Origin of the sequence: Tardiphaga robiniae (genome assembly GCF_001618955.1) — a bacterium.
GTDB classification, from domain to species: Bacteria; Pseudomonadota; Alphaproteobacteria; order Rhizobiales; family Xanthobacteraceae; genus Tardiphaga; species Tardiphaga robiniae_A.
In genome coordinates, this window is sequence record NZ_LVYV01000005.1 from 23,848 (window position 1) to 49,396 (window position 25,549).

Genomic DNA, 25,549 nt, shown 5'->3' on the forward strand with positions numbered 1-25,549 from the left:
CTGTCAGAACGGCCAGGACCATAACATTGCGGGGCGGGCTGCACAGCCTGAACCGGTCTAGACGAAGCTCTTTTTCAGGAAGTAGCGCGGACCGCCGCGCGGATAGTCCGGGATTTCGCCGAACACTTCATAGCCCTGCTTTTCGTAGAAGCTCCGGGCCTGAAACCAGTAGGTATCGAGCCACAGACCGATGCAGCCGCGCTCGCGCGCGATCTCTTCCGCCTTGGCGAGGACCTTCGAGCCGATGTCCTGGCCGCGGAACTGCTCGGGCACGACGAACAGCTCGACAAAGCACCAATTGAACGCCGTCTTGCCCCAGATGCCGCCGATCGGTTCGCCGGTCGCGGGATCGTGGATCAGGATCGAGAGCGGCCGGTAATTGTTCGGTCCGACCGTCTTGGTGTTGTAGGCCAGCAAGGCATTGGCGACGACCAGACGCTCCGCTTCACCGGGCGCATCCGGCACGGTGATGACGGGCGCGTTGGTCATGCTTCGCCGGCTGTATCAAACATCGCAGCAGACATTGCTTCGGAGGCGGTCTTGCCGGCCCACACCACGAACTGCATTGCCGGATAATAGCGCTCGCAGGAATGGATGGCCGAGACCAGCATGGCTTCGCACTGCGCGGTCGTCGCAATGAGGCCGTCGGGCAGCACCAGCGCCTGCCGGTACATCACCATGCCTGAGTGAGTCCAGATATCGAAATGACCGACCCACATCTGTTCGTTGATCATGGCGATCAGGCGCTGCACTTCGGCGCGGCGTGCGGGTGGAATCTTCATGTCGAAGGCGCAAGCCAGATGCAGCGCCTCGATCTCGTTCATCCAGGTGAAGGAGAGCTGGTAATCGATCCAGTCACCTTTGGAAACAATTGTGACTTCGTCTTCGCCGGAGCGCTCGAACGTCCAGTTATGATCGGCGGCAATATCCTCGACAACGGCGAGCGGGTTGAGCCGTGAATCGATAGTACCTTCGAGGAGTGACATGCCGTCGCGACCTTGCTCTTGAAATGTGATGATGCAAACAGCTGGCCGGTACGCGAAAATGTCGGAGCGTCGCTGCAGGCTGCAAGTTCTATTCGTCCAGACCTTGCGAGTTTGAAGTGATGTGATTTGCTGAATCTGCGCAACGGCACCACGAATCCATCCACAGACAAACCGGCCCTCATCCACAGGTCATCTCGCCGCAATGAGAACAAACCGGAATCGGATTCCCGGATTGCGAGTCTGTGCGGTGCGCCCTCGCGTGCTGCGAGTCCGGTTGGGATGGTAACTATTGATTCCGCCGCGGGGCCCTGCAAGCTTTCCCGGCCTTACAGGAGTCCTGTTTGGCCCCGATACAGCCTGTGGATGGCCTTGCTGGGCTGGTTCGGTTTCGGCATAGTTTGGCCGTAACGAAAGTATCAGGCCATGAACGACACGACGTCCGAGTCCTCCGCAATCCAGCACCCGCGCTTTGCCAAGCCGCAACGCGTCGCCTTCGTGCAGTCATCCTGGCATCGCGACATCGTTGCGCCCTGTTGGGAGTCGTTTCTGAGCGAGATCGAGGCACGTCATATCGGCCCGTCCCAAGTCGATCTGTTCGAAGTGCCTGGCTCGTTCGAGATTCCGCTGCATGTGCAGGTGCTGGCCAAGACGCGGCGCTACACCGCCATCGTCGCGGCCGGCCTTGTCGTCGACAGTGGTACCCGCGGCTTCGTGGCGGACACCGTCATCCGTGCGCTGATGGATGTGCAGCTACGTACCGAGATCCCGGTGTTCTCGGCCGTGACGGCGCCGGAGGATTTCCACGAGACCGAAGAGCGCGCGGCATTCTTCCGCAAGCACTTTGCGGAGAGCGGTTTCAAGGTTGCCGCCGCCTGCGCCGAGACACTGCTCAGTCTGGAACGTCTGCGCGGTCAGGTCGCGGCTGGGATCGTGTAGAGGCGCGAGCCTTAGTCGAACAGGCTCGACACCGACTCTTCCGATGCGGTGCGGCCGATCGCTTCGGCGATCAGCGAGGCAACCGAGAGCACGCGGATGTTCGGTGACTTGCTCACGGCTTCCGTGGGCTGGATCGAGTCAGTGATCACCAATTCCTTGAGCTTGGAATTGGCGATGCGCGCGGCGGCACCACCGCTCAAGACGCCATGGGTGAGATAGGCGGAGACGTCCTTGGCGCCGTATTTGAGTAGCGCATCGGCGGCGTTCACCAGCGTGCCGCCGGAGTCGACGATGTCGTCGATCAGGATGCAGGTGTAGCCGGCGACGTCGCCAATCACGTTCATCACTTCGGATTCACCGGGACGTTCGCGGCGCTTGTCGACGATGGCGAGCGGCGCGTTGATGCGTTTGGCAAGGCCGCGGGCACGGGCGACGCCGCCGACGTCGGGCGAAACCACCATCACATTGGCGAGATCGAACTTCTCCTTGATGTCGCGCACCATCAGCGGCGCGGCATAGAGGTTGTCGGTCGGGATATCGAAGAAGCCCTGGATCTGGCCGGCATGCAGGTCGAGCGTCATGACGCGGTCGGCGCCGGCATGGGTGATCATGATGGCGACCAGCTTGGCCGAGATCGGGGTGCGGCCACCGGCCTTGCGGTCCTGGCGAGCGTAGCCGAAATAGGGGATCACCGCGGTGATGCGGCGCGCGGAAGCGCGGCGCAGCGCATCGGTGATAATCAGCAATTCCATCAGATGGTCGTTGGTCGGGAACGACGTGGATTGAAGAATGAAGACATCGGAGCCGCGAACGTTTTCCTGGATCTCGACGAAGATTTCCATGTCGGCGAAGCGCCGGACGCTGGCCTTGGTCAGCGGGATATTCAGCGAGGTCGCGATTTCCTGCGCGAGGACAGGATTGGAATTACCGGCGACCAGTTTGATCGAACCGTTCTTGGCCGACATCGACGCGTCTCCCCGCGGCTTGGTGGATACAACGTTCAGCATATCGGATTACCCACAAGAACTCGTCTAGCTGAGCGAGGTGATATCAAGGACGGCTGTCCGCTGGCAACCCGTGGGCCGCTGTTTTCCTGCGTAAAAACGGGCCTCTGCTTAACGTGAACTGAAGTCAGCGCGTCTCGGCAAATGCGGTAGCCTGCACGGGCAATTCATCGGTGCTGGCGATGGCGGGTCCGTTGCCGCGTGGCGCGGGCGGCTGCTCGCCGGGCGTGGTGCCATTGATCATGCCATTGAGGCCGGTGAGCCCCGCTTGCGCGATCCGCCGCAAGACAAGGTCGTCGGCAGTGGCCCAGGCGTCGCGGCCGCCTTTGCCGGCCTGTTCCTCGCCGCTCAGGCGCAAAGCACGATTCTGGTCGCGGTCATAGACGTCCCAGACCCAGGCGATCGAGGTCTGACCGCCGCGAACCTGGGCAGCGAGATAACTGCGGACCCGGAAAGCGGCGCTGTCGTTGCGGGATACAACCGCAAGGTTGCGCAGGCGCGCTTCACTATCCAGAAGGTTGACCATGCGGTCGAAGACCTGCGGCGGCGGCCCGTCGATGGACTCGAATGCGACCGTGGGGCCGGAGGCGGTGGAAAGGCTGGCCTGCGCGTTCATGGCGCCGCCGGAAGTGGGGACATTGGCGCAGCCGGCAAGCCCAAACGCTACGGTCAGCGACAGCGCGGCCTGGATCAGGCGCGGTCTGGCTCGATCGGTCGTAAGGGCAGAAAATCGCATAGGGCGTCCCGACTTCCGTCCGTTTGCCGCAAGCGGCGCCGGACAGGTCGAGCGATATCGTTAAAATGCGTTAAGGTCTAGGGCAGCGCGGCCACAGGTCTTTCCAGGGTGAGCGAAACGGTCACCGCTCCCCGACAATTCGCGTTCAGTTTGAGGCAGTTCGGCCGCGTTAAGGATAACGGTGCGTGAACGCGCGAGTTACCGCTCAAGCACGATGGCGTGGATCTGGCGTCCGTAATCCGGCTCTTTCCGATGCACCGACCGGCGATAGCTGAACAGGTTCTTGTCGGGATAGGTGTCGATGCCGGTGTCATCGATAATGGCAATGCCGGCGCGCTCCAGCCGCATCCGGATGAAGCCGCCGAGATCGAACATCGCATGGCCGGCGCGGGTCGAGGGAATAAAGAACCGGGCAAAGCCCGCGTCGACCTGCGTGAAGCGCTCGACGAACTCGGCACCGACCTCATAGCTTGGCTGGCGGATCAGCGGACCAATCGCGACCACGATGTCGGAGCGGTCGGCGCCGAGTTTTTCCATCTCTGCGATTGTGGCCTCGAGCACGCCGGTGAAGGCGCCCTTCCAGCCGGCATGAGCGGCACCGATGACGCGGGCCTTGGGATCGGCAAACAGCACCGGTCCGCAATCGGCCGTCGTGACGCCGAGCGCCAAGCCCTCGACCTTTGTCACCATTGCATCGACGCGCGGCCGTGATGCGCCGTCCCACGGCGCGTTGGCTACGGCGACGTCAGGTGAATGGACCTGATAGGCGGTGAGGAAGTGCAGGGGGGCGACGCCCATCTCCGCCGCCATGCGCCGGCGGTTCTCCGCCACATGCGCGGGATCGTCGTTCGATCCGAGCCCGCCATTGAGGCCGGCATAGATGCCTTCGGAGACGCCGCCGTCGCGGGTGAAGAACGCGTGGCGCAGGCCGGGAATGGCTGACAGCAAAGGCGACGTGAAAGTCATGATGTTGGGGCCTCGATGCCGGTGTCGTCGCTCAGCGCCACCAGCGTGTCGATATTGGGATCGGAGATGCCGACCACCTTGAACATCGAGCCCATGCCGCCGCGGCCGCTGTCAATCAAGCGCTTCAGTGCGCCTGAGACCGTTTCCGATACTTCCGGCGTGGCCTTGGCCATCAAGGTCAGCGCGCGCGTCTCGATGCCCAAGCGCTTGAGGAATTCACCCTGCGTCACCGGCCCGTGGACGCGTGCGCCGACATCCTCCGCCGCGCGGCCGAGCGCCTGGAAATCAACATGCGCGGTGATATCGGCCATGCCGGGATTCTTCAGCGGATCAGCATAGCTATGCTGTGCGATAGCCTGCAGGGTGTCGCCGGCATCGCTTCGGACATGGCCGTAATCGATGATTAGAGCTGCGCCGCCTTCGTCGCGGACGCGGCTGGCGATCTTCATCATCTCGGTATCGGGTCGCCATTCAAACACCGCGCCGACAGGGGCTGCGCGCACCAGTGGCGGCAGCAGCACGTCGAAGCGCGGTAGCGGATCAGTTGATGCGCTGAACATCAGCTGGCCGTTGCTGTCGATATCCACCATGCGCTCGTGCCAGCCGCCTTCGCGCTTCACGGCCTGATGGATCGGCAGGACGTCGAAATATTCATTGGCAAGGATGATCGACGGGCCTGCGGGGACGGTTTCGATACTGTCGTGCCAAGTGATGTTGCGGGCGCCGGACAGCGTTGCCTTCTGCTTCTCGCGCAGCACCGGATTGATTTCGACGAGATGTACGTTGAGCGCCTGATACAGCGGCGGTAGCACGCGCAATGCGCGCAGCGCATCCGCCATCATGGTGCCGCGGCCGGGGCCAAGTTCGATCAGGTGGACGAAGGGCGGCGCGCCGATCGCGCGCCAGACCGAGGCCGACCACAGGCCAAGCAGTTCGCCGAACATCTGGCTGACTTCGGGCGACGTGGTGAAGTCGCCCTCGCGACCGAGCGGATCACGGGAAATGTAGTAGCCGTGGTGCGGATGGGTCAGGCACAGCTGCATGTAGCGCCACACCGGCATAGGTCCGGTGGACTTGATCAGGCGCTTGATTTCATCCTGCAGCGGCGATTGGTCGGTCACATCAGGCCTTCTTGCCCGGGCTCAATTCGAGCGATGCCTGCGGCTTTCGCCAGGCGCGCACCATCAAAACGAGTCCCACAAATATCATCGGTACCGAGAGCAGCATGCCCATGGTGAGGCCGCCCCACAGGAATCCGAGTTGCGGGTCCGGCTCGCGAAAGAATTCGCCGAAAATACGTGCCAGCGCATAAAAAAAGATGAAGGCGCCGAGGATCAGGCCAGGCCGCTTCAGCGCACCGGCCCGGATCATCAGGGCCAGAATGAGAAACAGTCCGATGCCTTCGAGGCCGGCTTCATAGAGCTGGCTGGGATGGCGCGGCAGCGGCCCGCCATTGGGGAACACCATCGCCCAGGGCACGCTGGCGTCCGCGTGGCGGCCCCATAATTCGCTGTTGATGAAATTGGCGAGGCGTCCGAGCAGCAGCCCGATCGGGCCGACCGCGCAGGTGATGTCGCCGAGCGACAGGACCGACAGCCCACGCTTCCAGCAGAACAGAAACACGGCAAAGACGCAGCCCATGAAGCCGCCATGGAACGACATGCCGCCCTTCCATAGCTCGAAGATCTCGGCGGGATGGGCAATGAAGAAATCCAGATTGTAGAACAGCACATAGCCGGTGCGGCCGCCGACAATGATGCCGATCGTCACCCACAGGATGAAGTCGTCGAAATCCAGTAGCGAGATCGGCGAGGGGCCACCCCAGAGCTTCGTGCTCTTGATCAAAGCGCGGGCATAGATCCAGCCGAGCACGATGCCGCCGATATAGGCCAGTGCGTACCAGCGAATGACGATCGGGCCGAGCGCGATGGCGATCGGATCGAAAACGGGGAAGGCGATGGTGAGGAACGGCATGTGGTGGGCTTACGGCTCCCGATGCCGCCAGTAAAGCATTGGCTTGTGACGAATTAAGGGACTTGAGCAGTTGTGAACGCGAAACGCAGGCGATACTTGAACTGCGCGGCCGGGATCGCCATTGTCGACCTACAATTTAATCCCGCGTGTTTGTTCATCCGACCGGAGTTCTTGCCATGACCCAGACCAACAATCGGTTCTTCGACGAGATCGGCCGCCTGATGAATGATGCCGCCGGCGCGGCTCAGGGCGTCAAGCGCGAGGTCGATACGGTTGTGCGCAATCAGGCTGAGAAGATCCTGCGCGACCTCGATATCGTGAAACGTGAGGAGTTCGAGGCGGTCAAGGATATGGCCCGGCTCGCCCGCGAGGAGAACGAGACGCTGAAGGCCCGGATCGCAGCGCTGGAAGCCAAGCTCGGCGGGTGAGCGGCAGCCCTGCCGGTGGCCTGCACGGCGCGCCGGACATCGGCTGCCTGCCCACAAATGGCTAAAATAGGCCCCTGGAAGGGCTCCGCCGACGAAGAAAAAGCCCGTCATTTCCTTGTCTTTTTGGCGTTTCGGCGGTAGAAGCCGCCCACGTCCGCAGCCCCCGCACCCCTGGAGGCTTGCTGCAGCGTGGAAACGGGCCGCTTTGCGGCCTTTAACTTTTAGAAAACAAGGACTTAAACGATGGCGACCGTCAAGGAATTGAAGGCGACCTCACGTCCGGTCGGCGGCAAGGGGGCCGCACGGGCAGAGCGTCGCGCCGGCCGAGTGCCCGGAGTGATCTATGGTGACAACAAGCCCCCCGTGGCGATTTCGGTGAATGATGCCGAACTGCGTCAGCGCATTCTGGCAGGCCGGTTCCTCACCACGATTTACGACATCGAGCTCGAGGGCAAGAAGCACCGCGTGATTCCGCGCGACTTCCACCTCGACCCGGTCAAGGACTTCCCGCTCCACGTCGACTTCCTCCGCCTCGGCGAAGGCGCGACCATCCGCGTCAGCGTTCCGCTGCACATCAAGGGTGCTGAAGGCGCTCCGGGCGTGAAGCGTGGCGGCACCATCAACATCGTGACCCACACGATCGAACTGGAAGCCGAAGCCGAGAGCATTCCGCAGTTCCTCGAAGTCGATGTCGGCCAGCTCGATATCGGCACGTCGCTGCATATCACCGACGTTGTTCTGCCGAAGGGCGTGAAGACGCTGGCTCGCGATGCCGACCTGACGCTGGTCACCATCGTGCCTCCGTCGGGCTACGGCGAAGAAGCTGCGACGCCTGCGGCTGCTGCTGCGGCTCCCGCCGCTGCTGGTGCCAAGGCTCCGGCTGCCGGCGCCAAGGCGCCTGCCGCTGGTGCAAAGGCTCCGGCTGCTGCCGCCGCTCCGGCGAAGAAGAAGTAATCCGGCGCGGAGCTCCGCGTCATGCTTCTCTTTGTTGGTCTCGGAAATCCTGGTGCCAAATACCAGGGCAACCGGCACAATATCGGGTTCATGGTTCTCGACGACATCGCGCGGCGTCACGGTTTTGGACCGTGGCGCCGTCGCTTTCAGGGCGAGACCTCCGAAGGCACGCTGGACGGCGAGCGTGTCGTCCTGCTGAAGCCGATGACCTTCATGAACGATTCCGGCCGCTCAGTTCAGGAAGCGTCCGCCTATTTGAAGATTTCACTCGGCGACATCGCCGTGTTTCACGATGAGCTTGAACTGCCATTCGCGAAAGTACGCGTGAAGATCGGCGGCGGCATTGCCGGACATAACGGTCTGCGCTCGATCTCCGCGCATATCGGCAACGACTATCGGCGCGTTCGCCTCGGCATTGGACATCCCGGTGCCAAGGAGCTGGTGCATAATCACGTGCTGAGCGATTTCGCCAAGGCCGAACGGCCGCAGCTCGAAGCGTTCGCCGACGCGGTGACCGAACATGTAAGCTTGCTGATCGGTGGTCAGGACTCGTCGTTTCAGAACAAGGTGCATCTGACGATGCAGGCCAAGGGTTTCACGTCGAAGGACGACAACGGCTCCGCTGAGAAGCCGTCGAAGAATTAGGACAGGGTCATGGGTTTCAAATGCGGGATCGTCGGGCTGCCGAATGTCGGCAAATCGACGCTGTTCAATGCGCTCACCGAAACGGCGGCGGCGCAGGCTGCGAACTATCCGTTCTGCACCATCGAGCCGAATGTCGGTGAAGTTGCGGTGCCGGACAAACGCCTCGACAAATTGTCCGAGATCGGCAAGTCGCAGCAGATCATTCCGACGCGCCTGACCTTCGTGGATATCGCGGGCCTGGTGAAAGGCGCGTCGAAGGGCGAAGGCCTCGGCAACCAGTTTCTCGCCACCATCCGCGAAGTCGATGCTGTCGCCCATGTGGTGCGTTGCTTCATCGATGACGACATCACGCATGTCGAAGGCAAGATTGATCCGCTCGCCGATATCGAGATCATCGAAACCGAGCTGATGCTCGCCGATCTGGATTCCTGCGAGAAGCGCATCGACAACCTGACCAAGAAGGCCAAGGGTAACGACAAGGACGCCAAGGAACAGCTCGATCTGGTCGAGCGCGCTCTGGTGCTGCTGCGTGACGGCAAGCCGACCCGCTTCCTCGAGCGCAAGCCCGAGGAAGAGCGTGCTTTCGGCATGCTCGGCCTGCTGACCTCGAAGCCCGTTCTCTATGTCTGCAACGTCGAGGAAGGTGCGGCCGGCGAGGGCAACGAATATTCGAAGCGGGTCGCAGAACATGCCGCGAAGGAGGGCGCTGTTGCGGTCGCCATCTCCGCCAAGATCGAATCCGAAATCGCGACGCTGTCACGTGCCGAACGCGTGGAATTCCTCGATACGCTCGGGCTTGAAGAAGCGGGCCTCGATCGCCTGATCCGCGCGGGCTATTCGCTGCTGCACCTCATCACCTACTTCACCGTCGGCCCCAAGGAAGCCCGTGCCTGGACCATCACCCAGGGCACCAAGGCACCGCAGGCTGCAGCTGTCATTCATACGGATTTCGAGAAAGGCTTCATCCGCGCGGAAACCATCGGCTATGACGACTATGTCAGGCTCGGCGGCGAAGCTGGCGCGCGCGATGGCGGCAAGCTGCGGCTGGAAGGTAAGGAATATGTCGTCGCTGACGGCGACGTGCTGCATTTCCGGTTCAACACGTAAGTAGGGCGCTTGAAATCCACGCCGTCATCCTTCGAGGTGCACACCTCGGGATGACGGCGTATTTTTCTGCACTCAGTACTGCTGGCCGTGGCCGTGATCTTGCCCGAGGTTTTGCCCCTGATCCCGTAGCGCGCCGAGATGCTCGTTGATGCGGAACACGATCAGAACGAACTCAGCCGCAATACGTGCGAAGATGATGCCGACGATCACGCTGGCGAGGCTCGACATCACGAGGACGAAACCGCCGAACGGGCTGATGGCCATTGCGGCGAGACCGGAAAAGATCCCGGAAATGCCGAACAGAATGATCAGTGCGATCACCAGCCAGTAGAACGTCTTGATGATGGTGGGCGTAATGAAACGGTCCCATTGAAACAGATCGCGAAATTCGAACATCGGTGAAATCCCCCGCCGTGTAGATGAGTGACAAATTCAATTGGATTGAGAAACGGCTTCAAATATCCCGGCCCGACCACATTGACGGGCAGGATCGCGGGAAAGCCATGCAAGCGACCGGGTTGAGATTGCTGCAAATAACGGCCACAATCAGGCTTCCTCGACGGCATTCCCCATTATGACCCTGACATTTGAAGATTTTAAGCCCGGCTACTTCGGGACCTTCGGGCCGCGCCATATTACGCGCGACGAGATTATCGCCTATGCCCAAGAATACGATCCGCAGCCGATGCATCTCGATGAAGTTGCGGCAAGCGCGTCGATGCTCAAAGGACTATCCGGCTCAGGCTGGCACATGTGCTCGCTGATGATGCGGATGATCTATGACGGCTTTCTGCACAAGACCGCATCGATGGGCTCGCCGGGCGTGGATCAGATGCGATGGCTTGCGCCGTTTCGCCCGGGCGACGATCTCACGCTGGATGTCGAAGTGATCGAGGCCCGCGCATCGCAAAGCCGGCCAACCTTGGGCATCGTCAAATTCAAGTTCAGCACACGCAATGCCAAGGGGCAGACGATTTCCGAGATGATTACGCCGATCATGATCGGGCGGCGCCAACCCGCGTCCGGGAACTAGGGTTACAGCATGCGCTATCTGGAAGACATCCAAATCGGTATGCGCCGTGAGCTCGGCTCGTTCACATTTACGGCGGAGTTGATCAAGGCGTTTGCCAGGCAATTCGATCCGCAACCGTTCCATCTCGATGAAGAGGCCGGCCGCAAATCGCTATTCGGTGGTCTGGCTGCGTCGGGCTGGCATGTGGCGTCGGTGTGCATGAAGTTGCTGGTGGCTGACGGCCAGCGTGCAAAGGCGGAGGCAGAGGCGCGTGGCGAAGCGCCTCCAGTCGGCGGGCCATCGCCCGGCTTTCGTGATCTGCGCTGGAGCCGGCCTGTTCTTGCGGGCGACACCCTGACCTATAGCAGCGAGGTCGTTTCCGTGCGCGCGACGGCAACGCGTCCGGGCTGGGGCATCTTGCAGTCGAAGAACGTTGCCGTTAATCAGCGCGGCGAGGAGGTTTACAGCTTCCTCGGTTCGGTCTTCCTGCCGCAACGGGGCGATGCGGCTTAACCATTTCAAACTTTATCGATGGAACCTGAACTCTGTTAAGGGGTTCTGAACCTTGTGAGCGTGATCTGCGACTCACACATATAGCGACTAAGACGACGTTGCAGGACTATTTGGGGACGACAATGGCTGACCGTACCGGACTGAAATTTGTGGGCTTCATCTTTGCGAGCGTGACGCTTGCGGTGATGCTGGCCACTTGCATGGTGGTCAAGGGTTATGCCGATGGCGCCTATACGCTCGAGAGCAGCGCGGTCGTAAGTCAGTAATTTTTACGATTTGCTAACCAGACCCGCGCCCGGCTGCGCGGGTTTTTCGTGAGTGAGGTCGATGATCGCGACCTCAGCGACTCCAGGCCCAGGCGAGCAGCGCCACGGCCACGAACAGCAACCCGACAAACCGCAAGATAATGGTCCCCATCCTGGGCGCGTTGCTGCGCGCCGGAATGGGATCGGTGTTGTTCGGCCGAATGGTCTCCACGGATCGATTCCCCCAAAAGCAGTTCGCAGGTGCTGCGTAACCGTTGGTCGGGAACAAAACGAATAAAGTTCAATTGAACGGGCTCATGAAAAAGCCGCCGCCCTTTCGGGCGGCGGCTTTTGATTCGGGTGGTCTAGTGCCGATCAGTCGTGACGTAGACCGTCAGCGGTACGCTTCCACTGAGCGACATTGTCGGCGATCAGGCGGGTCGACTTCATCGCGGCCTGGCTAAGCTGGGCGTAGCCGGAAATCTCGCGCTGAACGCGCTGGCCTTCGGCGTGGAGCAGGTCGCGCAGGCTCTCGAGTTCGGAAACCAGCTTCTCGATCTCGCCGAGCGAGGTGCCGGCGACGCGCTGGATCAGCGAATTGACGCTGTTCACGGTAGCTTCGGTCGTCCCTTCCAGCGGCGCATCGGCGCTGCTGGTGGTGGTGGTTTCGCTTGAATTGTTCACCATGCCAGGCACCGGACGACGGAGGTAAGCGATATCGTTGCGCACGAAGTCGCGGATGCCCGCTTCGACTTCAGACACAGCGGCGAGGTTGCTGTCGTCATCTTTGGCTTCTGTCTGTTCTGAACGAATGGCACTCATCAGCTCTTCCTTGTTTGTGTGAAGTAAACTTCACAGTGAGCGAGCGCGGTCCCCCGCATGACAAATTTACGTGTACATCTGCGCAGTGGATTTTGACGAGATCGCGGCGAATATGCGGCAGGGCGCCGATCTTTGCCGGCAATCGTCTGGCAAAGTGTATTAAAACTTACTTTACCAACTATGCTTGAAGCCGGCCGAGAACGTCTTGTTGGTCACGCCCTGAACGGTCTCGCTGATCGATCCGGAGACGTTGACGCCGCCAAACAGCTTCTGCTCGGCGCCGAACTTGCGCAGCCATTTGTCGTCGGTGGTTGCGAGCGATTGTCCGGCGATGAAGCTGGTGCCGGTATCGGTGATGTTGAAGCGCGCGAGCTGGTCGGTCTCATAGCTGCGCGTCGGGCGACCGTTGTAGCCAATGGCTGGAATGCTGCCTTGCTGGATCACGTTGTAGCCGCTCTGCAGCGTCAGCGAATACTGATCGCCGGCAATGGGTACCGACTTGCTGAGCGAAGTGCCCAGTTTGGTTTGATCCGCACCCGGATCGACACGCGCTTCGATCGCCGTCTTGTCCCAGATTGAGCCCACGCCGGGAGCAGTCGCGGCCGCCCAGGCTGCACCGCCCGATTGGGCCTGCGCCGTACCGTCTCCGAATTGATTGCGGTAGGCATCGGCTGCGCTGCGCGGCGCGTTTTGCCGGGCGACATTGATGTCGGCGCCGACGCGCGTATCCCAGAATGGCGTGACCGACTGCTTGACCGAGAGTGCGGACGCGCCGTTGCTGTCGTTGGAAGTCCAGCTGGACGACGGGCTGCCGACGATCAGCGACGAGCGCTTCTCGCGGAGTGATGCCTTCGCCGTCGGTGAATCGTCGGCGTTCAAGAGGCTCCAGTCGGGTTCCGGGGTATTTGCAGGAGGAGTGGGGGTGGTGTCGACCGACTCTATTTCACCGGGAGGCGGCGCAACGTCGACGAGGCCGCGCCACGGATTCTGCGCGTGAGCCGGGAAGGCCAACGCGGTTCCGGCGGCCGCGATGAGCGCCCAATATGTCGGTTTGACTGAAGCCATCGTGCCACTGCCCAGCAAGATCGCGGATCGATTGGCACATAATACCATCAGGCCCGGCGGAATTGTGGCGTCGCAACATTTCGCTGGGGATGGGCGTTGGCGATTGGCAATCGCCGTGCTGCTCAGGCGATCTTCGGCAGATGGATAGGCCGGCCCAATGCCTGTTCGACCAGGTCGAACGTATCCACGACCACGCGCATGCTGGTCAAACGCCCGGCCTTGAACTGCGCGAATTGCGCCAGCCGCAGGCTGATGGGACGGTTCGAATCCAGCGCGGTCAGCGAGAAGCGCATCATTGCAGAGCCAGATTCATCACCAAGGATCATCGACTCACGCTCGAAGCGATGCACCCGCACATTGTCGGCGATCTGCTTGCAGACATCGAGCACGGCGGCTTTGCCGTGACGCGCACCGAGAAACGGAAACATATCAATCGGCCCGTAGACCGCCCACTCGATATTGTCGTCGATGATGTCAGTGAGGTGGTCGAGCTGGCGTTCGTTGATGGCGCGATGCAACGCGCGCGAGAAACGCCAGAGGCTGTGCTCTGTCATTGGGATAGTCCTGAAAATGGTTGAAACACTTGCGCGCCGGGGCAACGTTGCCCGGGCGGTCTGCACAAATTGCTTGATAGCTGAAGTAATATAATTTCGCTAAAATTCAACGGATTATTTTGCAATGCACAAATGTTCGTGGTGAGGAGCTGCTCACCAAAACGTTAAGCTGCACTGCGGCGTCGGCATAACCTTACCGGTATGTCTGCTCGTGGTCCTGCACGGGGAGCCGCTCCATGGCGACATCGCCGATGCGGGCAGCCATGACGCCGAACAGGAGGGCCCCGCTGACGGCGCCGAGGAGTGCGCCAATGGGCATGAAGGTGAAAAACACCAGCATGGCGCTATAGCCCTCGAAATTGCTGGTCTTGAACAATTCGACCCAGGCAACGCCGGCGCCGATCCCCACGGCCGCTCCACCGAGCAACCCCAGAACCAGACCCAGCAAGATCAGCAACGCGATTTTCATGCAGCGCCCCCACTCAACATTTTATGCGTCAAATAACGGCGCCAGAAGGTTCAACGGCGGGCGGGGATTTCATGTGCTGGAGCCTGGTTAAGGAACGCAGTTTGGGCGGCTGCGTTGCTCTCGACCTGCAAGGGGAGATTCCCGATGACCAAGCACATCCAGCCCGTTCCCGAAAATAACTGCAGCGACAAGGGACCCGGCAGCGCGCCGAAGGTCACGCTCGATAACACCAAGGGTCATCGCGACGACGAGAAGCACAATATTCGCGAGCAGGGAGCGCACGGCAATCTCACGCAGAACACCAGCAACCGCCGGTCGGGGTGATCGCAATGCAGCGGGCGGTTTCTATATAAGAGGAATGGCCAGTAAACCCGTCGTCACCGCCCGCTTGCGCCGCGCGTCGCCCGTTCTCGTCTGCAAGAAATGCCTTGGTCGCATTGATGACGGCAAGGCGCTGCGCAAATCGCTCAAGTCGGACTTGAAACGCCGCAGCGCGAAGCAGGACGTGAAAAGTCCACGCGTGGTGCTGACGAGCTGCCTTGGCATCTGCCCGAAACGGGCCGTCGTCGTGGCGAACGCGGCGACGCTACAGAACGGGCAGTATCTGTTGCTGTCAGGTGCGGACGCCAGCGCAGAGGCGGTGACGGCGCTGATGCCGGATCGGGTGCCCTAGACAGGGCGATCAGGCGGCCGATTTCTCCGGCAGCTCTCCTCCCAGCGGCCGGCGCTCCATCTCTTCGCCGAAATCGATCGGATGCAGCAGCGCTTCATGGAGCTGATGGCGATCGAGTTCGCCTTCCCAGCGGCTGATGACGATGGTGGCGACGCCGTTGCCGATCAGATTGGTGAGCGCACGGCATTCGCTCATGAACTTGTCGATGCCGACGATGATGGCCAGTGCGGTGATCGGAATATCGGGGATGATCGACAGCGTCGCGGCCAGCGTCACGAAGCCCGCGCCGGTGACGCCCGATGCGCCTTTCGATGTCAGCATCGCCACGCCGAGCACCGCGGCCATCTGGCCGAAGGTGAGATGCGTGTTGGTGGCCTGCGCCAGAAACAGCGTGGCCAGCGTCATGTAGATATTGGTGCCGTCGAGATTGAAGCTGTAGCCGGTCGGAATGACGAGACCGACCACCGGCTTCGATGCGCCCAGGGCTTCCATCTTGGTGATCATGCGCGGCAGCACGGTCTCGGACGACGAGGTGCCAAGCACGATCAGCAGCTCGTCCTTGATATAGCCGATGAAGCGCAGGATCGAGAAGCCGAAGGCGCGCGCGATGCCGCCGAGCACCAGCAGCACGAACAGCAGTGACGCCAGATAGAAGGTGAAGATCAGATAGCCGAGATTGACGAGGGCGCCGAGGCCGAACGAGCCGATGGTGAAAGCCATTGCACCAAAGGCGCCGATGGGCGCGAGCTGCACGATCATGCCGATGATGCGGAAGAACATCTTGCCGGCGAGATCAACGCCTTCGGCAATCTTTTCGCCGGGCTTGCCCATATGCGAGATCGCGAAGCCGGACAGGATCGCCACGAGCAGCACCTGCAGCAGATCGCCTTTGGCCAGCGAGTCGAAATAGGACGTCGGAATGATTCCCATCAGATGGGTGATGAAGCTTTCCTCCTTGGCGCGGCTGACATAGCTGGCGACGGATTTCGCGTCTAATGTAGAGGGATCGATATTGAAGCCGGCGCCGGGCTGCAGGAAGTGGCCGACCAGCAGGCCGATCAGCAGCGCCAGGGTGGAGACCGTCTCGAAATACAGCAGCGTCTTGCCGCCGATGCGGCCGACCTTGCTCATGTCGCCGATCGAGGCGATGCCGTGCACCACGGTGCAGAAGATCGCCGGCGCGATCATCATCTTGATCAGCGCGATGAAGCCGTCGCCGAGCGGCTTCAGGGCCTTGCCGGCATCTGGATAGAAGTAGCCGACGGTGACGCCGATCGCGATCGCGATCAGCACCTGGATATAGAGAATGCGATACCAGGGTTGCTTGGCCATCGTGGTTTCGTCCCTTGAAAAGCGCTCATCACCATCGACAGCCGCGCGCAAAACATAGGTGTGCTGAGCTGCGGCGTAAAGTCACGGTTTGAACAGACCTGAGGTTAAAGCGCGATGCAGCCCCGCCATGTCCACTGCGCATGCTGCACTTGCAGTGGTGCGCGCCGGGGCCATTTAAATGTCAAAGGAAGCATCGCCATGCTTGATATCACCGCACATCCCTTAGACGACGATTCCGCGACACCCGCCGTTGCCGCAGTGCCGAACGATGCTGCGCTGCTCGATGCATATTCGAACGCGGTCATCGATGTCACCGAACGCGTCGGTCCCGCGGTCGTGCGTGTCGAGACCGGAGCGAAGACGCCGAATGCCCGCGAACGCGGCGGGCTGGGCTCCGGCATCGTCATCTCGCCGGACGGCCTTGTCCTGACCAACAGCCATGTCGTCGGCAATTCGAAGCATATTCGCCTGCGCGATACCGAAGGTGTCGTCACCGATGCCCGCGTGCTCGGCGCCGATCCCGATACCGATCTCGCTTTGCTGCGGGCCGATGGCGCGCGCGAGTTGCGTTATGCGGGCCTCGGCAATTCCAAGAACCTGAAGCGCGGCCAGCTCGTGGTCGCCATCGGCAATCCGCTCGGCTTCGAATCCACGGTCACCGCCGGTGTCGTCTCGGCACTCGGCCGCTCGATCCGCTCGGTGAGCGGGCGCAATATCGAGGACGTGATCCAGACCGATGCCGCGCTCAATCCCGGCAATTCCGGTGGCGCGCTGGTGTCGTCGCGCGGCGAGGTGATCGGCATCAACACCGCGATCATCCAGGGCGCGCAGGGCATCTGCTTTGCGGTGGCCAGCAACACCGCGCAATTCGTGCTGTCGGAGATCATCCGGCACGGCTATGTCCGCCGCGCCTTCATCGGCGTGTCCGGCCAGACCGCGCCGATCCCGCGCCGCCATGCGGTGCTCGCCGGCATCGAGAACACCATGGGCGCGCTGCTCGACCAGATCGAGCCCGACGGTCCGGCGTTCAAGGCTGGTCTGTTGCCCGGCGATGTCGTCGTCAGTCTCGATCACGTGCCGGTGAATGGCGTCGACGATCTGATCCGCATTCTTGATCGCGACCGTATCGATCGGACGATCGAGATCGACGTGCTGCGGATGGGCCGCTTGCGCGCCATCGACATTCATCCCCTCGAGCGCAAGGTGCTGGCGCGCGCGTAACCATCAGGCCTTGTGCAGCAGCGACAGCTCGGCTTTCAGGCGCAGGCTGCGCTTGCCGGCGAGGGCGGTGGCTTCGAATGCCGCGCAGCCGTCGCTGCAGCTGCCGGAAAAGCCGATGCCCACTTCATAGCCGGCGAACAGCGAACTTCCGCCGGCTGCGGGCGTGTGTTCCTGATTGACGATCTCGCCCTTCCAGCGGCCGCCGGCTGAGCCATAGGCGCCAAGATAATAGAAGCGCGCGTCGCCGCCGAGAATGCGGCCGTCGAACAGCAGCATCACGCCGGTCAGCCCGTCCTCGACGCCGTCGAGGGTTTTCATGTGCAGCGAATACAGCCCGTTGGCGATGCCGCCATCGCCCACGGTGCCGGTGTCCGGGAAATCCTCTTCGTCGAGCCGCGTCATCACGGATTCGAAGGCTGGCCCCTTGCCCTGCGCGTCGCCGCCCGTGAACCTGTAGTTCTTGCCGTCGTGGATGCCACGCACGCGGATCGAGCCGTCGTCGTCGCCATAGAGCGTGCGAAACTGCGAGCCGACATGATGGCGCTGGCCGTGGATCACCGCATGGATGGCATCGTCGGCTTCCTCATAGGTGCCGATATGGGCGAAAGCGGTGTTGCCGCCCAGCATGCGGCCGTCCTTGCAATACATGACGCTGCGACCGACCACGTCGCCCGCCCGATAGTCACATTTGTAGAAACCGTCGAACACTTCAAGCCACCCACTGCGCCAACGGGCACCAGTGTAGACGCTCGCGTACTGCGATAACAGGCATTCCCGGGCCGGGCATATCAGCCATCCCGTCCGCGTGACGAAGAGGTTGGTCGCGCCGGGCTGATCACGCTCTCGTCGAAGCCCCTGGTCGCCGATTGTCGCGCGGCGGGTTTGCGGGCATGGTCGCGCCGAAATCGGGGAGGCCTATGATGCGTGTTTTACGATGGATGGTGCTGTTCATGACCGCTGCATTCCCGGCCTTCGCCCAGCCCGCGGTCCAATCCGTTCAGGCATCGCCCGAGGTGCTGCGCGATCTCGCCCCCACCGGAAAACTCCGCGCCGCGATCAATTACGGGAATAGTGTCTTGGCCCAGAAGGGCCCCGACGGCGCGCCGCGCGGCGTCTCGGCGGATCTCGCCGCCGAACTTGCGAAGCGCCTCGGCGTGGCCGTGGACTACGTGCCCTATGAAGCGGCGGGCAAGGTGTTCGAAGGCGCCAAGGCTGGCGCCTGGGATGTCGGCTTCATTGCCATCGAGCCGGTGCGCGCGCAGGAGATCATCTTCACCGCGCCCTATGTCATCATCGAGGGCACCTACATGGTCCCCGTGAATTCGCCGCTAAAGACGGTCGACGACGTCGACAAGGACGGCGTCAAAATGTCGGTCGGCCTCGGCTCGGCCTACGACCTCTATCTCACCCGCACCATCAAGCATGCCACCGTGCTGCGCGCCGATGCCGGCGGCGGCAGCGCTATGATCCGCAAGTTTCTCGACGAGAAGCTCGATGCCGCCGCCGGCGTGCGCCAGCAGCTCGATGCCTATGCCAAGGACCATCCGGAGATGCGCGTGATGTCCGGCCATTTCCAGGAGATCCAGCAGGCGATGGGCATGCCGCGCATTGCCGACAAGCCGCGCACGGCTGGCGTTGTCTATCTTGCCGCCTTCGTCGAGGAGATGAAGGCGTCGGGCTTCGTCGCCGAGGCGCTGAAGCGTAGCGGCCAGGTCGCCGACGTCGCGCCGCCGGCGGGGAAGTAACGACGCGGGAGAAGCCCGCCGTCGTTCGCTCAGATGTACATGTCAAACAGCCACGTGACATCGTTCTCGCGGGCGAAAGCCCCGAGGTGAGCTGCGGTCTTCCCCTCGAAAATTGAGGGGAATGGAGCGCCGCAAGGCGCACCTTGATAGTCAGTCGCTGCGTCCAGTCCGGTTGCGACACCGTTCCGTCCACAGCGCGACGCCTTGCGGCGCTCCATCACGGCGATTTCTGTTCCAGGGACCGTGCTTCCGGGTACTGGGCACGAGCCTCGGCCCGCTGATCCGGCGGCTTTCGCCGCCTTTGTCCGCACCCGTCCAGCCGCAAGCGGCAGAGCCCCGTAGTGGGCCCGGACGGCTACCCCGGACCTCCCGAGTGCGTGCTTGCGAGGCACGTCCGCGGGCGCCGTATCCTGCTCCACTCTCAAGACGCCCTCGAGAAGCGCCCTCGTGAACAGGACGGAAGGGGGTGTATGGCTTTTTAGGAATTTTGTCAACAAGGAATATAAATCGCGCTTATAGGGAGCGCCGCAAGACAGACAAAGGGCTTTCCAAATTCTATATAGCGTCTGATAATTACGTCGCTATGCGACGGGCGGTTGTTCAGGCGACGGGCGGAAAAGCATAGAAATGTCGCGGTTGAGTGTCGCTATATCAGTCGCGATCTTGCGAATGCCATTGAATGTCAACGCCCAGTGAATGCTAGTGCGCCCACCTTCTGACTTCGTTTTCTTGGGCTTGTCGCCGGGCTGACGTAAAAGCGCCGCATCTGCTTCCGGGTAGAGGTTGTCAGGATTGTTCCAAGAGTCTTCTGGCATTCCGCCGCCCCAAAGGCGGTGCATTACTTCATGTCGCTGTGAAGCGGTATTCCTAATGCTGCGGACAAAGGTTGCCGCATTTGATCGCAATGGTTCTGGCGATTTGAGTTCAATCTGGCGCTGAAAGAAATCCAGCGTATCTCTCAGGTTTCTTACCTTCTTATATTGAGACAGCAATTCGTCATCACCTTCGATAAAATTCCTTATTTCCATGTCGATGAGAGTTTCCAGCATCCCCCATTGAACTGCCACCATCCCAATGGCCCATAATTGGCGATCCGGGACGGCGGGGTTAAAGTGGAATCGATTTCTCGACGGAAACCAAAGAGGGTCGTTTTGCAAAATGGGTGGTTCTAAAGAAGATTTAGACATGACCAAGCACCTGATGGATTCGCTCGTGCGCATGAAGCCAAGCCGCACGAGGATCTGAAGGTCGAAAAGAAACCCTCGACTAAGAAAAAGTCGGCCAAAAGTGATTAAATGCAGCCTCGATTCCATCGACGAGGTGATGTTCCTGCCTGACTTGAGTGAGGTTTGTTGTCGTTATGGCTTTGATATCGGGAACGGATCGCTGCTTTTCCTGATGGAAAGCGACGATCCCCTCTTCGACTATTCGATCAGCAAGGACGGCAACTTATTTCTTGGGAATTCTGATAGTGATCCCTGATCCCGGCCCCGGTGGAATTCCTAGGGCCGTTTCCACACCGTTACTCTGACTGGCGCGCACGTCGATAAGTACAGTCTGCGGGTCTACCAAGAGGCCAATCTTACTTTCAGATTCTGGCCGTGGCTGGCTTACTTGCTTAGCTCGATACACTTCCAGCCGCGGGATGCCTTCGTCCATAGCCCGGAGGCAAAGACCGCGTACAAAGTACCTGTTGAATTCGCTTTCGGCTAACATCTGTGCTGCGTTTACTGGCACCGCAGCAGTGTAGTAGCCGAATCCCTTCGGCTTTTTTCTTTGCGTAGTAGAATTGAATTGACCGTTGGCACTACTTGCCAAGGTGTCATCATTGCCAGTCTGCGCTGCAACTAGGATAAGATCAGGCCAATTACCTTGCCCGCTTTGGGTTAGGTAGCTACTCCGGTACACCTTGTCGGCCTGAGTATCCGCTCGAATTTCTTCGAGCATGAACTTACGAGTGATCGAATCTAAGTCTTCGAAATTCAGTCCCATGTTTCTCTCCTAATGGAGAGGGACGAGCTTGACCTTTTTTATAGAATCCCAATTATGGGTACACTCACTACACTGCAGCTCACGACCCGTCCCTCGGGTTATTGAGCTATCCGAGAAGGCCGGTTGGCGCCGGTTGTTCTCCGCGAATCTCTCGACTTCCAGTCTGCCATGGAACTGGCGCTGGGAGTCGAAGGTTCCTTATTTGTCCCGTTTATGAACAGCCTTACGACAAGCGCGAAAGCGCTTAACCGCCTGCTTCTTGTGGGTGATTTTAGTTAGCTGGACGGTACGTCAGGCGCTTACCCTTGAGAGCCTTCGCCGTCCGTTCCCCATCGGTAACACCAAGGCCGGATCGGTTTTTGTAGCGGAACTGGCATTCCGTCAGGTAACGCGCAGCTGCTGTTCACCGCAGAACGTGTAGGTGGCGCGCATACCGCGCTTGAACACGGCGAAGAAGTTTTCGACGTTGTTCGTGGCGAAGCCGAGCTTGTTTACATACTCGCGGCCGGTGTGGTTCATCGTCTGATGATCGCCGTAGGTGTTGCCGGTGTAGGTTTAGAGCGCTCTCGTTAGTCACGAGAGTAGCCTTGCGTCAATGTGCGCCTAACTACCTCTTCTTCCACCCGCCCCGATGCCCCGGCGCGCCGCCGGTTGACCTTGGCGCGGGGCCAAACTCCGGCCCGGACTCGCGGCTGTTCTTCGGCTGGAAGATCTTGCTCTCGGTGCCCGGACCCATTTCATCCAGCGTCGGCTTGCGCGGACGTTCGACGTCCTTGCCGCGCGCGGGCTTCACTTCATGCCAGTTCGCGATGCCCATCTCGTCGAGCCCGGGCTTGTGCACTTTCGACGATGCGCCGCCCGCTGATGAACTCTTGCCGAACTTGCCGCGCGCCTTGCCTTGCGCGGCCTTGTCGAGACGCGCGGGCAGGTTCGCCGCGTCGCCATATTTCTTCTCGCCCTTGTAGGCACCGCCGCGTGCGGCGACGCCGCGCTGCTTGACGGTGGGGTCGTCGACCACGGCCAGTTCGGTGGCGCGCAGGCGCTTGACCTCGTCGCGCAGCCTTGCGGCTTCCTCGAAGTTCAGGTCGGCCGCCGCCTCGCGCATCCGCACTTCCAAATCGGCCAGCACGGCTTCAAAATTGTGCCCGATGGTGATGGCATCCTCGGCCATGCCGCCGCCGATATCCACCAGCACGCGGTCGCCTTCATAGACCGAGTTCATGATGTCGCCGATCGACTTCTTCACGCTTTCCGGCGTGATGCCGTGCAGAGTGTTGTATTCGACCTGCTTCTCGCGGCGGCGATCGGTTTCGGCGATGGCGCGCGTCATCGAGCCGGTCATCTGGTCGGCATAGAGAATGACGCGGCCGTCGACATTGCGCGCGGCGCGGCCGATGGTCTGGATCAGCGAGGTCTCCGAGCGCAAAAAACCTTCCTTGTCGGCGTCGAGCACGGCGACCAGCGCGCATTCGGGAATGTCGAGGCCTTCGCGCAGCAGGTTGATGCCGACCAGCGCGTCGAACGCGCCAAGGCGCAAGTCGCGGATGATCTCGATGCGCTCGATGGTGTCGATATCGCTGTGCATGTAGCGCACGCGGATGCCCTGCTCATGCAGGAACTCTGTCAGGTCTTCCGCCATGCGCTTGGTCAGCACGGTGATCAAGCTGCGATAGCCGGCCTGCGCGGTGGCGCGGACCTCGCCGAGCAGATCGTCGACCTGGGTGCGCGCCGGGCGGATATTGATCGGCGGATCGATCAGGCCGGTCGGGCGAATGACCTGCTCGACGAACACGCCGCCGGATTCCTGCAGCTCCCAGCCGGACGGCGTCGCCGACACCGCGACGGATTGCGGGCGCATCATGTCCCACTCCTCGAAACGCAGCGGCCGGTTGTCCATGCAGGAGGGCAGGCGGAAGCCGTATTCCGCCAGCGTCGCCTTGCGGCGGAAGTCGCCTTTGAACATGCCGCCGATCTGCGGCACGGTGACGTGGCTCTCGTCGGCGAACACCAGCGCATTGTCCGGCACATATTCGAACAAAGTCGGCGGCGGCTCGCCCGGCCGGCGGCCGGTGAGATAGCGCGAATAGTTCTCAATGCCGGCGCAGGACCCGGTGGCTTCCATCATTTCGAGATCGAAGGTGGTGCGCTGCTCCAGCCGCTGCGCTTCCAGCAGGCGGCCCTGATTGTGCAACTGGTCGAGCCGCCACTTCAGCTCTTCCTTGATCGACTTCATGGCCTGGATCAGCGTCGGCCGCGGCGTCACATAATGCGAGTTGGCGTAGATCTTGATGAATTCGAGCTCGTCCTGCTTGTGGCCGGTGAGCGGATCGAACTCCTCGATGCTCTCCACGGTGTCGCCGAACAGGTTCACGCGCCATGCGCGGTCTTCATAGTGGGCCGGAAAGATGTCGATGACATCGCCGCGCACGCGGAAGGTGCCGCGCGTAAAGTCGTGCTGGGTGCGCTTGTATTGCAAAGCGACGAGATCGGCGATGAGCTGGCGCTGGTCGATGCGCTCGTCCTTCTTCAGCGCGAAGGTCATCGCGGTATAGGTTTCCACCGAGCCGATACCGTAGATGCACGACACCGACGCCACGATGATGACGTCGTCGCGCTCAAGCAGGGCGCGCGTCGCCGAATGGCGCATGCGGTCGATCTGCTCGTTGATGGACGAGTCTTTCTCGATATAGGTGTCGGTGCGCGGGACGTAGGCTTCCGGCTGGTAGTAGTCGTAGTAGCTGACGAAATATTCGACGGCGTTGTCGGGGAAGAAGCTCTTGAACTCGCCATAGAGCTGCGCGGCCAGCGTCTTGTTCGGCGCGAGAATGATCGCGGGGCGCTGCGTCGCCTCGATCACCTTGGCCATGGTGTAGGTCTTGCCGGAGCCAGTGACGCCGAGCAGAACCTGCGTGCGGTCGTTGCGGTCGATGCCCTCCACCAGTTCCTTGATCGCGGTGGGCTGGTCGCCCTTCGGCTCATATTCCGACTTCAGCTCGAAGCGCACGCCGCCTTCGGATTTCTCCGGGCGCGGCGGACGATGCGGCGTCCACACTTTCTGGTCCTTGAACTCCGGACGGCCATCGCGCACCAGCGCTTCCAGGGCATCGGCGGTGGCCTGCACGCCGAGCGCTTCCATCTTGTTGCGCGGCGGCCGCGCCATGGCAGCGGCATCGTCTTCCTCGGTGGCGAAGCCGAGCTGCTTCGCGAGTTCCGGATCCAGCGTCGGGATCGAGGCCGAGGTGTTGTAATTGGCCTGCGGCGCTTCCTCGAGGCCCTTCTGCTCGCTCAGCCGCGGCGCATAGGGCGCGACGACGGGCTGGGGAAACGGCTGCAATGGCGTCGGGCGCATGCCCGAAGACCTTGCTAAATCGTCGCCCTCGAACTTCTTCGGCGTGGATTTGCGCGCGCGATGCACCGCCGCCTCGCCGCCGGAGCGGCGCTCGAAGGAATTACTCGGCGGCGGCTGCAACCCGGTGCCCGAGCCCATGCCGGCATCGCCGCGATTGATCGCGGGATTCAGCAGTTCCGCCAGCGCAGGCCCGATCGGCTTGACGTCGGGACGGCCGGCGCCAGGCTTGGCGGCGGGTGTCTTGATTGATTTTGCGGGCTTTTTCGGAGAGTCGGGTTTCTTCGCCATGGGCGGAATATGGGGCGAGTCCGGTGGCGATAAAAGGGCCCTACTTCAGCAGCTTCAACAGCTTCTTGCCGGCCGGCGTGGCGAATTCCCTGGCGTCGACGGTGCCGTCATTATCGGGGTTTGCCGCGCGGAACCGGGTTTCCACCACGGCGAGATATTCCGCTTTGTCGAGGGTGCCGTCCTTGTCCGGATTGGCGGCGGCGAATTCACCCTTGCTCATACGGCCGCGCAATTCACGGGCGTCCAGCGTGCCGTCCTTGTCGCGGTCGAGCAGGTCGAACAGTTTGCCGGCGGCCGCCTTGGCCTCGGCGAGGTCGACGGTGCCATCCTTGTCGGGATCGAGCTGCGCCAGGAAAGAGGCCGACCACGCCGGCACCGCGGCCAGCGACAGGGCGAGCGACAACAGAACGGTCCGACGCGACAACGCCATGGCAGCCTCCCTTGAATACTATCCTTGATTGCAAGGATGCCTGAACGGACTCGTCCATTCAAGGGGACGAGACTTGCTGTCCCGCCTCCCGCCTGCAGGGGTC

Annotated in this window: 31 protein-coding genes and 1 pseudogene; 12 read left to right on the forward strand and 20 right to left on the reverse strand. The window is 61.4% G+C overall.

Going from position 1 to position 25,549, the window contains the following annotated elements; translation table 11 throughout:
- Positions 1-57: 57 nt before the first annotated feature.
- Positions 58-489 (reverse strand): GNAT family N-acetyltransferase, encoded by a 432-nt coding sequence (locus A4A58_RS09050; protein WP_068731157.1) that lies wholly within the window; start codon positions 487-489, stop codon positions 58-60.
- Complete coding sequence (locus A4A58_RS09055; protein ID WP_068731158.1) at positions 486-986, reverse strand: YbjN domain-containing protein; 501 nt, start codon at positions 984-986, stop codon at positions 486-488. The genes A4A58_RS09050 and A4A58_RS09055 overlap by 4 nt, the downstream gene beginning before the upstream one ends.
- Positions 987-1,409: 423 nt before the next feature.
- Between A4A58_RS09055 and A4A58_RS09060 the strand changes: the two genes are divergently transcribed.
- Positions 1,410-1,922 (forward strand): 6,7-dimethyl-8-ribityllumazine synthase, encoded by a 513-nt coding sequence (locus A4A58_RS09060; protein WP_068731159.1) that lies wholly within the window; start codon positions 1,410-1,412, stop codon positions 1,920-1,922.
- Positions 1,923-1,933: 11 nt separating this feature from the next.
- Here A4A58_RS09060 and A4A58_RS09065 read toward each other — a convergent pair whose 3' ends face one another.
- From A4A58_RS09065 to lgt, 5 genes are all read right to left on the reverse strand, one after another.
- Positions 1,934-2,887: a ribose-phosphate pyrophosphokinase gene (locus tag A4A58_RS09065; protein WP_068731369.1), complete on the reverse strand. Its 954-nt coding sequence runs from the start codon at positions 2,885-2,887 to the stop codon at positions 1,934-1,936.
- A gap of 166 nt (positions 2,888-3,053) precedes the next feature.
- On the reverse strand, positions 3,054-3,662 hold the full coding sequence (locus tag A4A58_RS09070; RefSeq protein WP_068731160.1) for a hypothetical protein: 609 nt from the start codon (positions 3,660-3,662) through the stop codon (positions 3,054-3,056).
- A 198-nt stretch (positions 3,663-3,860) separates the two neighbouring features.
- On the reverse strand, positions 3,861-4,628 hold the full coding sequence (gene pgeF, locus A4A58_RS09075; protein ID WP_068731161.1) for a peptidoglycan editing factor PgeF: 768 nt from the start codon (positions 4,626-4,628) through the stop codon (positions 3,861-3,863).
- On the reverse strand, positions 4,625-5,749 hold the full coding sequence (locus A4A58_RS09080) for a class I SAM-dependent methyltransferase (protein WP_068731162.1): 1,125 nt from the start codon (positions 5,747-5,749) through the stop codon (positions 4,625-4,627). The genes pgeF and A4A58_RS09080 overlap by 4 nt, the downstream gene beginning before the upstream one ends.
- Position 5,750: 1 nt before the next feature.
- Positions 5,751-6,602 (reverse strand): prolipoprotein diacylglyceryl transferase, encoded by an 852-nt coding sequence (lgt, locus tag A4A58_RS09085; protein ID WP_068731163.1) that lies wholly within the window; start codon positions 6,600-6,602, stop codon positions 5,751-5,753.
- A gap of 176 nt (positions 6,603-6,778) precedes the next feature.
- On the opposite strand from lgt, the gene A4A58_RS09090 reads away from it, so the two are divergent.
- From A4A58_RS09090 to ychF, 4 genes are all read left to right on the forward strand, one after another.
- Positions 6,779-7,030 (forward strand): accessory factor UbiK family protein, encoded by a 252-nt coding sequence (locus A4A58_RS09090; RefSeq protein ID WP_068731164.1) that lies wholly within the window; start codon positions 6,779-6,781, stop codon positions 7,028-7,030.
- Positions 7,031-7,273: 243 nt separating this feature from the next.
- Positions 7,274-7,984, forward strand: a complete 711-nt coding sequence (locus tag A4A58_RS09095; protein WP_068731165.1) for a 50S ribosomal protein L25/general stress protein Ctc — start codon at positions 7,274-7,276, stop codon at positions 7,982-7,984.
- A gap of 21 nt (positions 7,985-8,005) precedes the next feature.
- Complete coding sequence (gene pth / locus A4A58_RS09100; protein WP_068731166.1) at positions 8,006-8,629, forward strand: aminoacyl-tRNA hydrolase; 624 nt, start codon at positions 8,006-8,008, stop codon at positions 8,627-8,629.
- Between the two features lie 9 nt (positions 8,630-8,638).
- A complete protein-coding gene (ychF, locus tag A4A58_RS09105) occupies positions 8,639-9,736 on the forward strand; it encodes a redox-regulated ATPase YchF (protein WP_068731167.1) in 1,098 nt (365 codons plus the stop codon).
- Between the two features lie 72 nt (positions 9,737-9,808).
- On the opposite strand, the gene A4A58_RS09110 is transcribed toward ychF, so the two are convergent.
- A complete protein-coding gene (locus A4A58_RS09110; RefSeq protein ID WP_068731168.1) occupies positions 9,809-10,132 on the reverse strand; it encodes a DUF4282 domain-containing protein in 324 nt (107 codons plus the stop codon).
- Between the two features lie 178 nt (positions 10,133-10,310).
- Here A4A58_RS09110 and A4A58_RS09115 point away from each other — a divergent pair, with 178 nt between their 5' ends.
- The 3 genes from A4A58_RS09115 (at position 10,311) to A4A58_RS31100 (ending at position 11,527) form a co-directional block, all read left to right on the forward strand.
- Positions 10,311-10,769 (forward strand): MaoC family dehydratase, encoded by a 459-nt coding sequence (locus A4A58_RS09115; protein WP_068731169.1) that lies wholly within the window; start codon positions 10,311-10,313, stop codon positions 10,767-10,769.
- A 9-nt stretch (positions 10,770-10,778) separates the two neighbouring features.
- On the forward strand, positions 10,779-11,261 hold the full coding sequence (locus tag A4A58_RS09120) for a MaoC family dehydratase (protein WP_068731170.1): 483 nt from the start codon (positions 10,779-10,781) through the stop codon (positions 11,259-11,261).
- Between the two features lie 122 nt (positions 11,262-11,383).
- Positions 11,384-11,527 carry a hypothetical protein gene (locus A4A58_RS31100; protein WP_172980332.1) on the forward strand — a complete coding sequence of 48 codons (144 nt, stop codon included), beginning with the start codon at positions 11,384-11,386 and terminating at the stop codon, positions 11,525-11,527.
- A gap of 73 nt (positions 11,528-11,600) precedes the next feature.
- Here A4A58_RS31100 and A4A58_RS31105 read toward each other — a convergent pair whose 3' ends face one another.
- The 5 genes from A4A58_RS31105 to A4A58_RS09140 form a co-directional block, all read right to left on the reverse strand.
- Positions 11,601-11,738, reverse strand: coding sequence for a hypothetical protein (locus tag A4A58_RS31105; protein WP_192855898.1), 138 nt, complete (start codon positions 11,736-11,738; stop codon positions 11,601-11,603).
- Between the two features lie 143 nt (positions 11,739-11,881).
- Entirely contained in the window at positions 11,882-12,328 is a 447-nt protein-coding gene (locus A4A58_RS09125) for a hypothetical protein (protein ID WP_068731171.1), read from the reverse strand.
- A gap of 171 nt (positions 12,329-12,499) precedes the next feature.
- Positions 12,500-13,393 carry a hypothetical protein gene (locus A4A58_RS09130; RefSeq protein ID WP_068731172.1) on the reverse strand — a complete coding sequence of 298 codons (894 nt, stop codon included), beginning with the start codon at positions 13,391-13,393 and terminating at the stop codon, positions 12,500-12,502.
- A gap of 122 nt (positions 13,394-13,515) precedes the next feature.
- Positions 13,516-13,947 carry a nuclear transport factor 2 family protein gene (locus A4A58_RS09135; RefSeq protein WP_068731173.1) on the reverse strand — a complete coding sequence of 144 codons (432 nt, stop codon included), beginning with the start codon at positions 13,945-13,947 and terminating at the stop codon, positions 13,516-13,518.
- 193 nt (positions 13,948-14,140) lie between these two features.
- On the reverse strand, positions 14,141-14,416 hold the full coding sequence (locus A4A58_RS09140) for a hypothetical protein (RefSeq protein ID WP_068731174.1): 276 nt from the start codon (positions 14,414-14,416) through the stop codon (positions 14,141-14,143).
- Positions 14,417-14,560: 144 nt separating this feature from the next.
- Between A4A58_RS09140 and A4A58_RS09145 the strand changes: the two genes are divergently transcribed.
- Together A4A58_RS09145 and A4A58_RS09150 are read left to right on the forward strand one after the other, a co-directional pair.
- On the forward strand, positions 14,561-14,740 hold the full coding sequence (locus tag A4A58_RS09145; protein ID WP_068731175.1) for a hypothetical protein: 180 nt from the start codon (positions 14,561-14,563) through the stop codon (positions 14,738-14,740).
- Between the two features lie 34 nt (positions 14,741-14,774).
- Positions 14,775-15,089, forward strand: a complete 315-nt coding sequence (locus A4A58_RS09150) for a hypothetical protein (protein WP_068731176.1) — start codon at positions 14,775-14,777, stop codon at positions 15,087-15,089.
- 9 nt (positions 15,090-15,098) lie between these two features.
- Here the strand turns inward: A4A58_RS09150 and A4A58_RS09155 are convergent, their stop codons facing one another.
- Positions 15,099-16,421: a dicarboxylate/amino acid:cation symporter gene (locus A4A58_RS09155; RefSeq protein ID WP_068731177.1), complete on the reverse strand. Its 1,323-nt coding sequence runs from the start codon at positions 16,419-16,421 to the stop codon at positions 15,099-15,101.
- Between the two features lie 198 nt (positions 16,422-16,619).
- Here A4A58_RS09155 and A4A58_RS09160 point away from each other — a divergent pair, with 198 nt between their 5' ends.
- Positions 16,620-17,642, forward strand: coding sequence for a S1C family serine protease (locus tag A4A58_RS09160; protein ID WP_068731178.1), 1,023 nt, complete (start codon positions 16,620-16,622; stop codon positions 17,640-17,642).
- Positions 17,643-17,645: 3 nt separating this feature from the next.
- Here the strand turns inward: A4A58_RS09160 and A4A58_RS09165 are convergent, their stop codons facing one another.
- Positions 17,646-18,350: a hypothetical protein gene (locus A4A58_RS09165; RefSeq protein ID WP_068731179.1), complete on the reverse strand. Its 705-nt coding sequence runs from the start codon at positions 18,348-18,350 to the stop codon at positions 17,646-17,648.
- Positions 18,351-18,562: 212 nt separating this feature from the next.
- Between A4A58_RS09165 and A4A58_RS09170 the strand changes: the two genes are divergently transcribed.
- Positions 18,563-19,387, forward strand: coding sequence for an ABC transporter substrate-binding protein (locus A4A58_RS09170; RefSeq protein WP_081421796.1), 825 nt, complete (start codon positions 18,563-18,565; stop codon positions 19,385-19,387).
- Positions 19,388-19,968: 581 nt separating this feature from the next.
- Here the strand turns inward: A4A58_RS09170 and A4A58_RS09180 are convergent.
- The 5 genes and pseudogenes from A4A58_RS09180 to A4A58_RS09195 form a co-directional block, all read right to left on the reverse strand.
- Positions 19,969-20,574, reverse strand: coding sequence for a hypothetical protein (locus A4A58_RS09180; protein WP_139069815.1), 606 nt, complete (start codon positions 20,572-20,574; stop codon positions 19,969-19,971).
- A 262-nt stretch (positions 20,575-20,836) separates the two neighbouring features.
- A complete protein-coding gene (locus A4A58_RS09185; RefSeq protein WP_068731182.1) occupies positions 20,837-21,379 on the reverse strand; it encodes a hypothetical protein in 543 nt (180 codons plus the stop codon).
- Between the two features lie 271 nt (positions 21,380-21,650).
- Positions 21,651-21,971: pseudogene (locus tag A4A58_RS29610) on the reverse strand (transposase); the annotation flags it as partial.
- A 15-nt stretch (positions 21,972-21,986) separates the two neighbouring features.
- Positions 21,987-25,016 carry an excinuclease ABC subunit UvrB gene (gene uvrB, locus A4A58_RS09190; RefSeq protein WP_081421788.1) on the reverse strand — a complete coding sequence of 1,010 codons (3,030 nt, stop codon included), beginning with the start codon at positions 25,014-25,016 and terminating at the stop codon, positions 21,987-21,989.
- Between the two features lie 40 nt (positions 25,017-25,056).
- Positions 25,057-25,446 (reverse strand): calcium-binding protein, encoded by a 390-nt coding sequence (locus tag A4A58_RS09195; protein WP_068731183.1) that lies wholly within the window; start codon positions 25,444-25,446, stop codon positions 25,057-25,059.
- Between the last annotated feature and the right edge of the window lie 103 nt (positions 25,447-25,549).

Excerpts from the sequence above, each read along its gene's own strand:
- pgeF (WP_068731161.1), bottom strand. The coding sequence starts at position 4,628 with ATGACTTTCACGTCGCCTTTGCTGTCAGCCATTCCCGGCCTGCGCCAC.
- ychF (WP_068731167.1), top strand. The coding sequence starts at position 8,639 with ATGGGTTTCAAATGCGGGATCGTCGGGCTGCCGAATGTCGGCAAATCG.
- lgt (WP_068731163.1), bottom strand. The coding sequence starts at position 6,602 with ATGCCGTTCCTCACCATCGCCTTCCCCGTTTTCGATCCGATCGCCATC.
- A4A58_RS09090 (WP_068731164.1), top strand. The coding sequence starts at position 6,779 with ATGACCCAGACCAACAATCGGTTCTTCGACGAGATCGGCCGCCTGATG.
- A4A58_RS09185 (WP_068731182.1), bottom strand. The coding sequence starts at position 21,379 with ATGGGACTGAATTTCGAAGACTTAGATTCGATCACTCGTAAGTTCATG.
- uvrB (WP_081421788.1), bottom strand. The coding sequence starts at position 25,016 with ATGGCGAAGAAACCCGACTCTCCGAAAAAGCCCGCAAAATCAATCAAG.
- A4A58_RS09055 (WP_068731158.1), bottom strand. The coding sequence starts at position 986 with ATGTCACTCCTCGAAGGTACTATCGATTCACGGCTCAACCCGCTCGCC.
- A4A58_RS09155 (WP_068731177.1), bottom strand. The coding sequence starts at position 16,421 with ATGGCCAAGCAACCCTGGTATCGCATTCTCTATATCCAGGTGCTGATC.
- A4A58_RS09140 (WP_068731174.1), bottom strand. The coding sequence starts at position 14,416 with ATGAAAATCGCGTTGCTGATCTTGCTGGGTCTGGTTCTGGGGTTGCTC.
- A4A58_RS09060 (WP_068731159.1), top strand. The coding sequence starts at position 1,410 with ATGAACGACACGACGTCCGAGTCCTCCGCAATCCAGCACCCGCGCTTT.
- A4A58_RS09145 (WP_068731175.1), top strand. The coding sequence starts at position 14,561 with ATGACCAAGCACATCCAGCCCGTTCCCGAAAATAACTGCAGCGACAAG.
- A4A58_RS09070 (WP_068731160.1), bottom strand. The coding sequence starts at position 3,662 with ATGCGATTTTCTGCCCTTACGACCGATCGAGCCAGACCGCGCCTGATC.
- A4A58_RS09065 (WP_068731369.1), bottom strand. The coding sequence starts at position 2,887 with ATGTCGGCCAAGAACGGTTCGATCAAACTGGTCGCCGGTAATTCCAAT.
- A4A58_RS09095 (WP_068731165.1), top strand. The coding sequence starts at position 7,274 with ATGGCGACCGTCAAGGAATTGAAGGCGACCTCACGTCCGGTCGGCGGC.
- A4A58_RS09130 (WP_068731172.1), bottom strand. The coding sequence starts at position 13,393 with ATGGCTTCAGTCAAACCGACATATTGGGCGCTCATCGCGGCCGCCGGA.
- pth (WP_068731166.1), top strand. The coding sequence starts at position 8,006 with ATGCTTCTCTTTGTTGGTCTCGGAAATCCTGGTGCCAAATACCAGGGC.
- A4A58_RS09195 (WP_068731183.1), bottom strand. The coding sequence starts at position 25,446 with ATGGCGTTGTCGCGTCGGACCGTTCTGTTGTCGCTCGCCCTGTCGCTG.
- A4A58_RS09160 (WP_068731178.1), top strand. The coding sequence starts at position 16,620 with ATGCTTGATATCACCGCACATCCCTTAGACGACGATTCCGCGACACCC.
- A4A58_RS09150 (WP_068731176.1), top strand. The coding sequence starts at position 14,775 with ATGGCCAGTAAACCCGTCGTCACCGCCCGCTTGCGCCGCGCGTCGCCC.
- A4A58_RS09050 (WP_068731157.1), bottom strand. The coding sequence starts at position 489 with ATGACCAACGCGCCCGTCATCACCGTGCCGGATGCGCCCGGTGAAGCG.
- A4A58_RS09125 (WP_068731171.1), bottom strand. The coding sequence starts at position 12,328 with ATGAGTGCCATTCGTTCAGAACAGACAGAAGCCAAAGATGACGACAGC.
- A4A58_RS09170 (WP_081421796.1), top strand. The coding sequence starts at position 18,563 with ATGCGTGTTTTACGATGGATGGTGCTGTTCATGACCGCTGCATTCCCG.
- A4A58_RS09110 (WP_068731168.1), bottom strand. The coding sequence starts at position 10,132 with ATGTTCGAATTTCGCGATCTGTTTCAATGGGACCGTTTCATTACGCCC.
- A4A58_RS09180 (WP_139069815.1), bottom strand. The coding sequence starts at position 20,574 with ATGTCTAAATCTTCTTTAGAACCACCCATTTTGCAAAACGACCCTCTT.
- A4A58_RS09135 (WP_068731173.1), bottom strand. The coding sequence starts at position 13,947 with ATGACAGAGCACAGCCTCTGGCGTTTCTCGCGCGCGTTGCATCGCGCC.
- A4A58_RS31100 (WP_172980332.1), top strand. The coding sequence starts at position 11,384 with ATGGCTGACCGTACCGGACTGAAATTTGTGGGCTTCATCTTTGCGAGC.
- A4A58_RS09115 (WP_068731169.1), top strand. The coding sequence starts at position 10,311 with ATGACCCTGACATTTGAAGATTTTAAGCCCGGCTACTTCGGGACCTTC.
- A4A58_RS09120 (WP_068731170.1), top strand. The coding sequence starts at position 10,779 with ATGCGCTATCTGGAAGACATCCAAATCGGTATGCGCCGTGAGCTCGGC.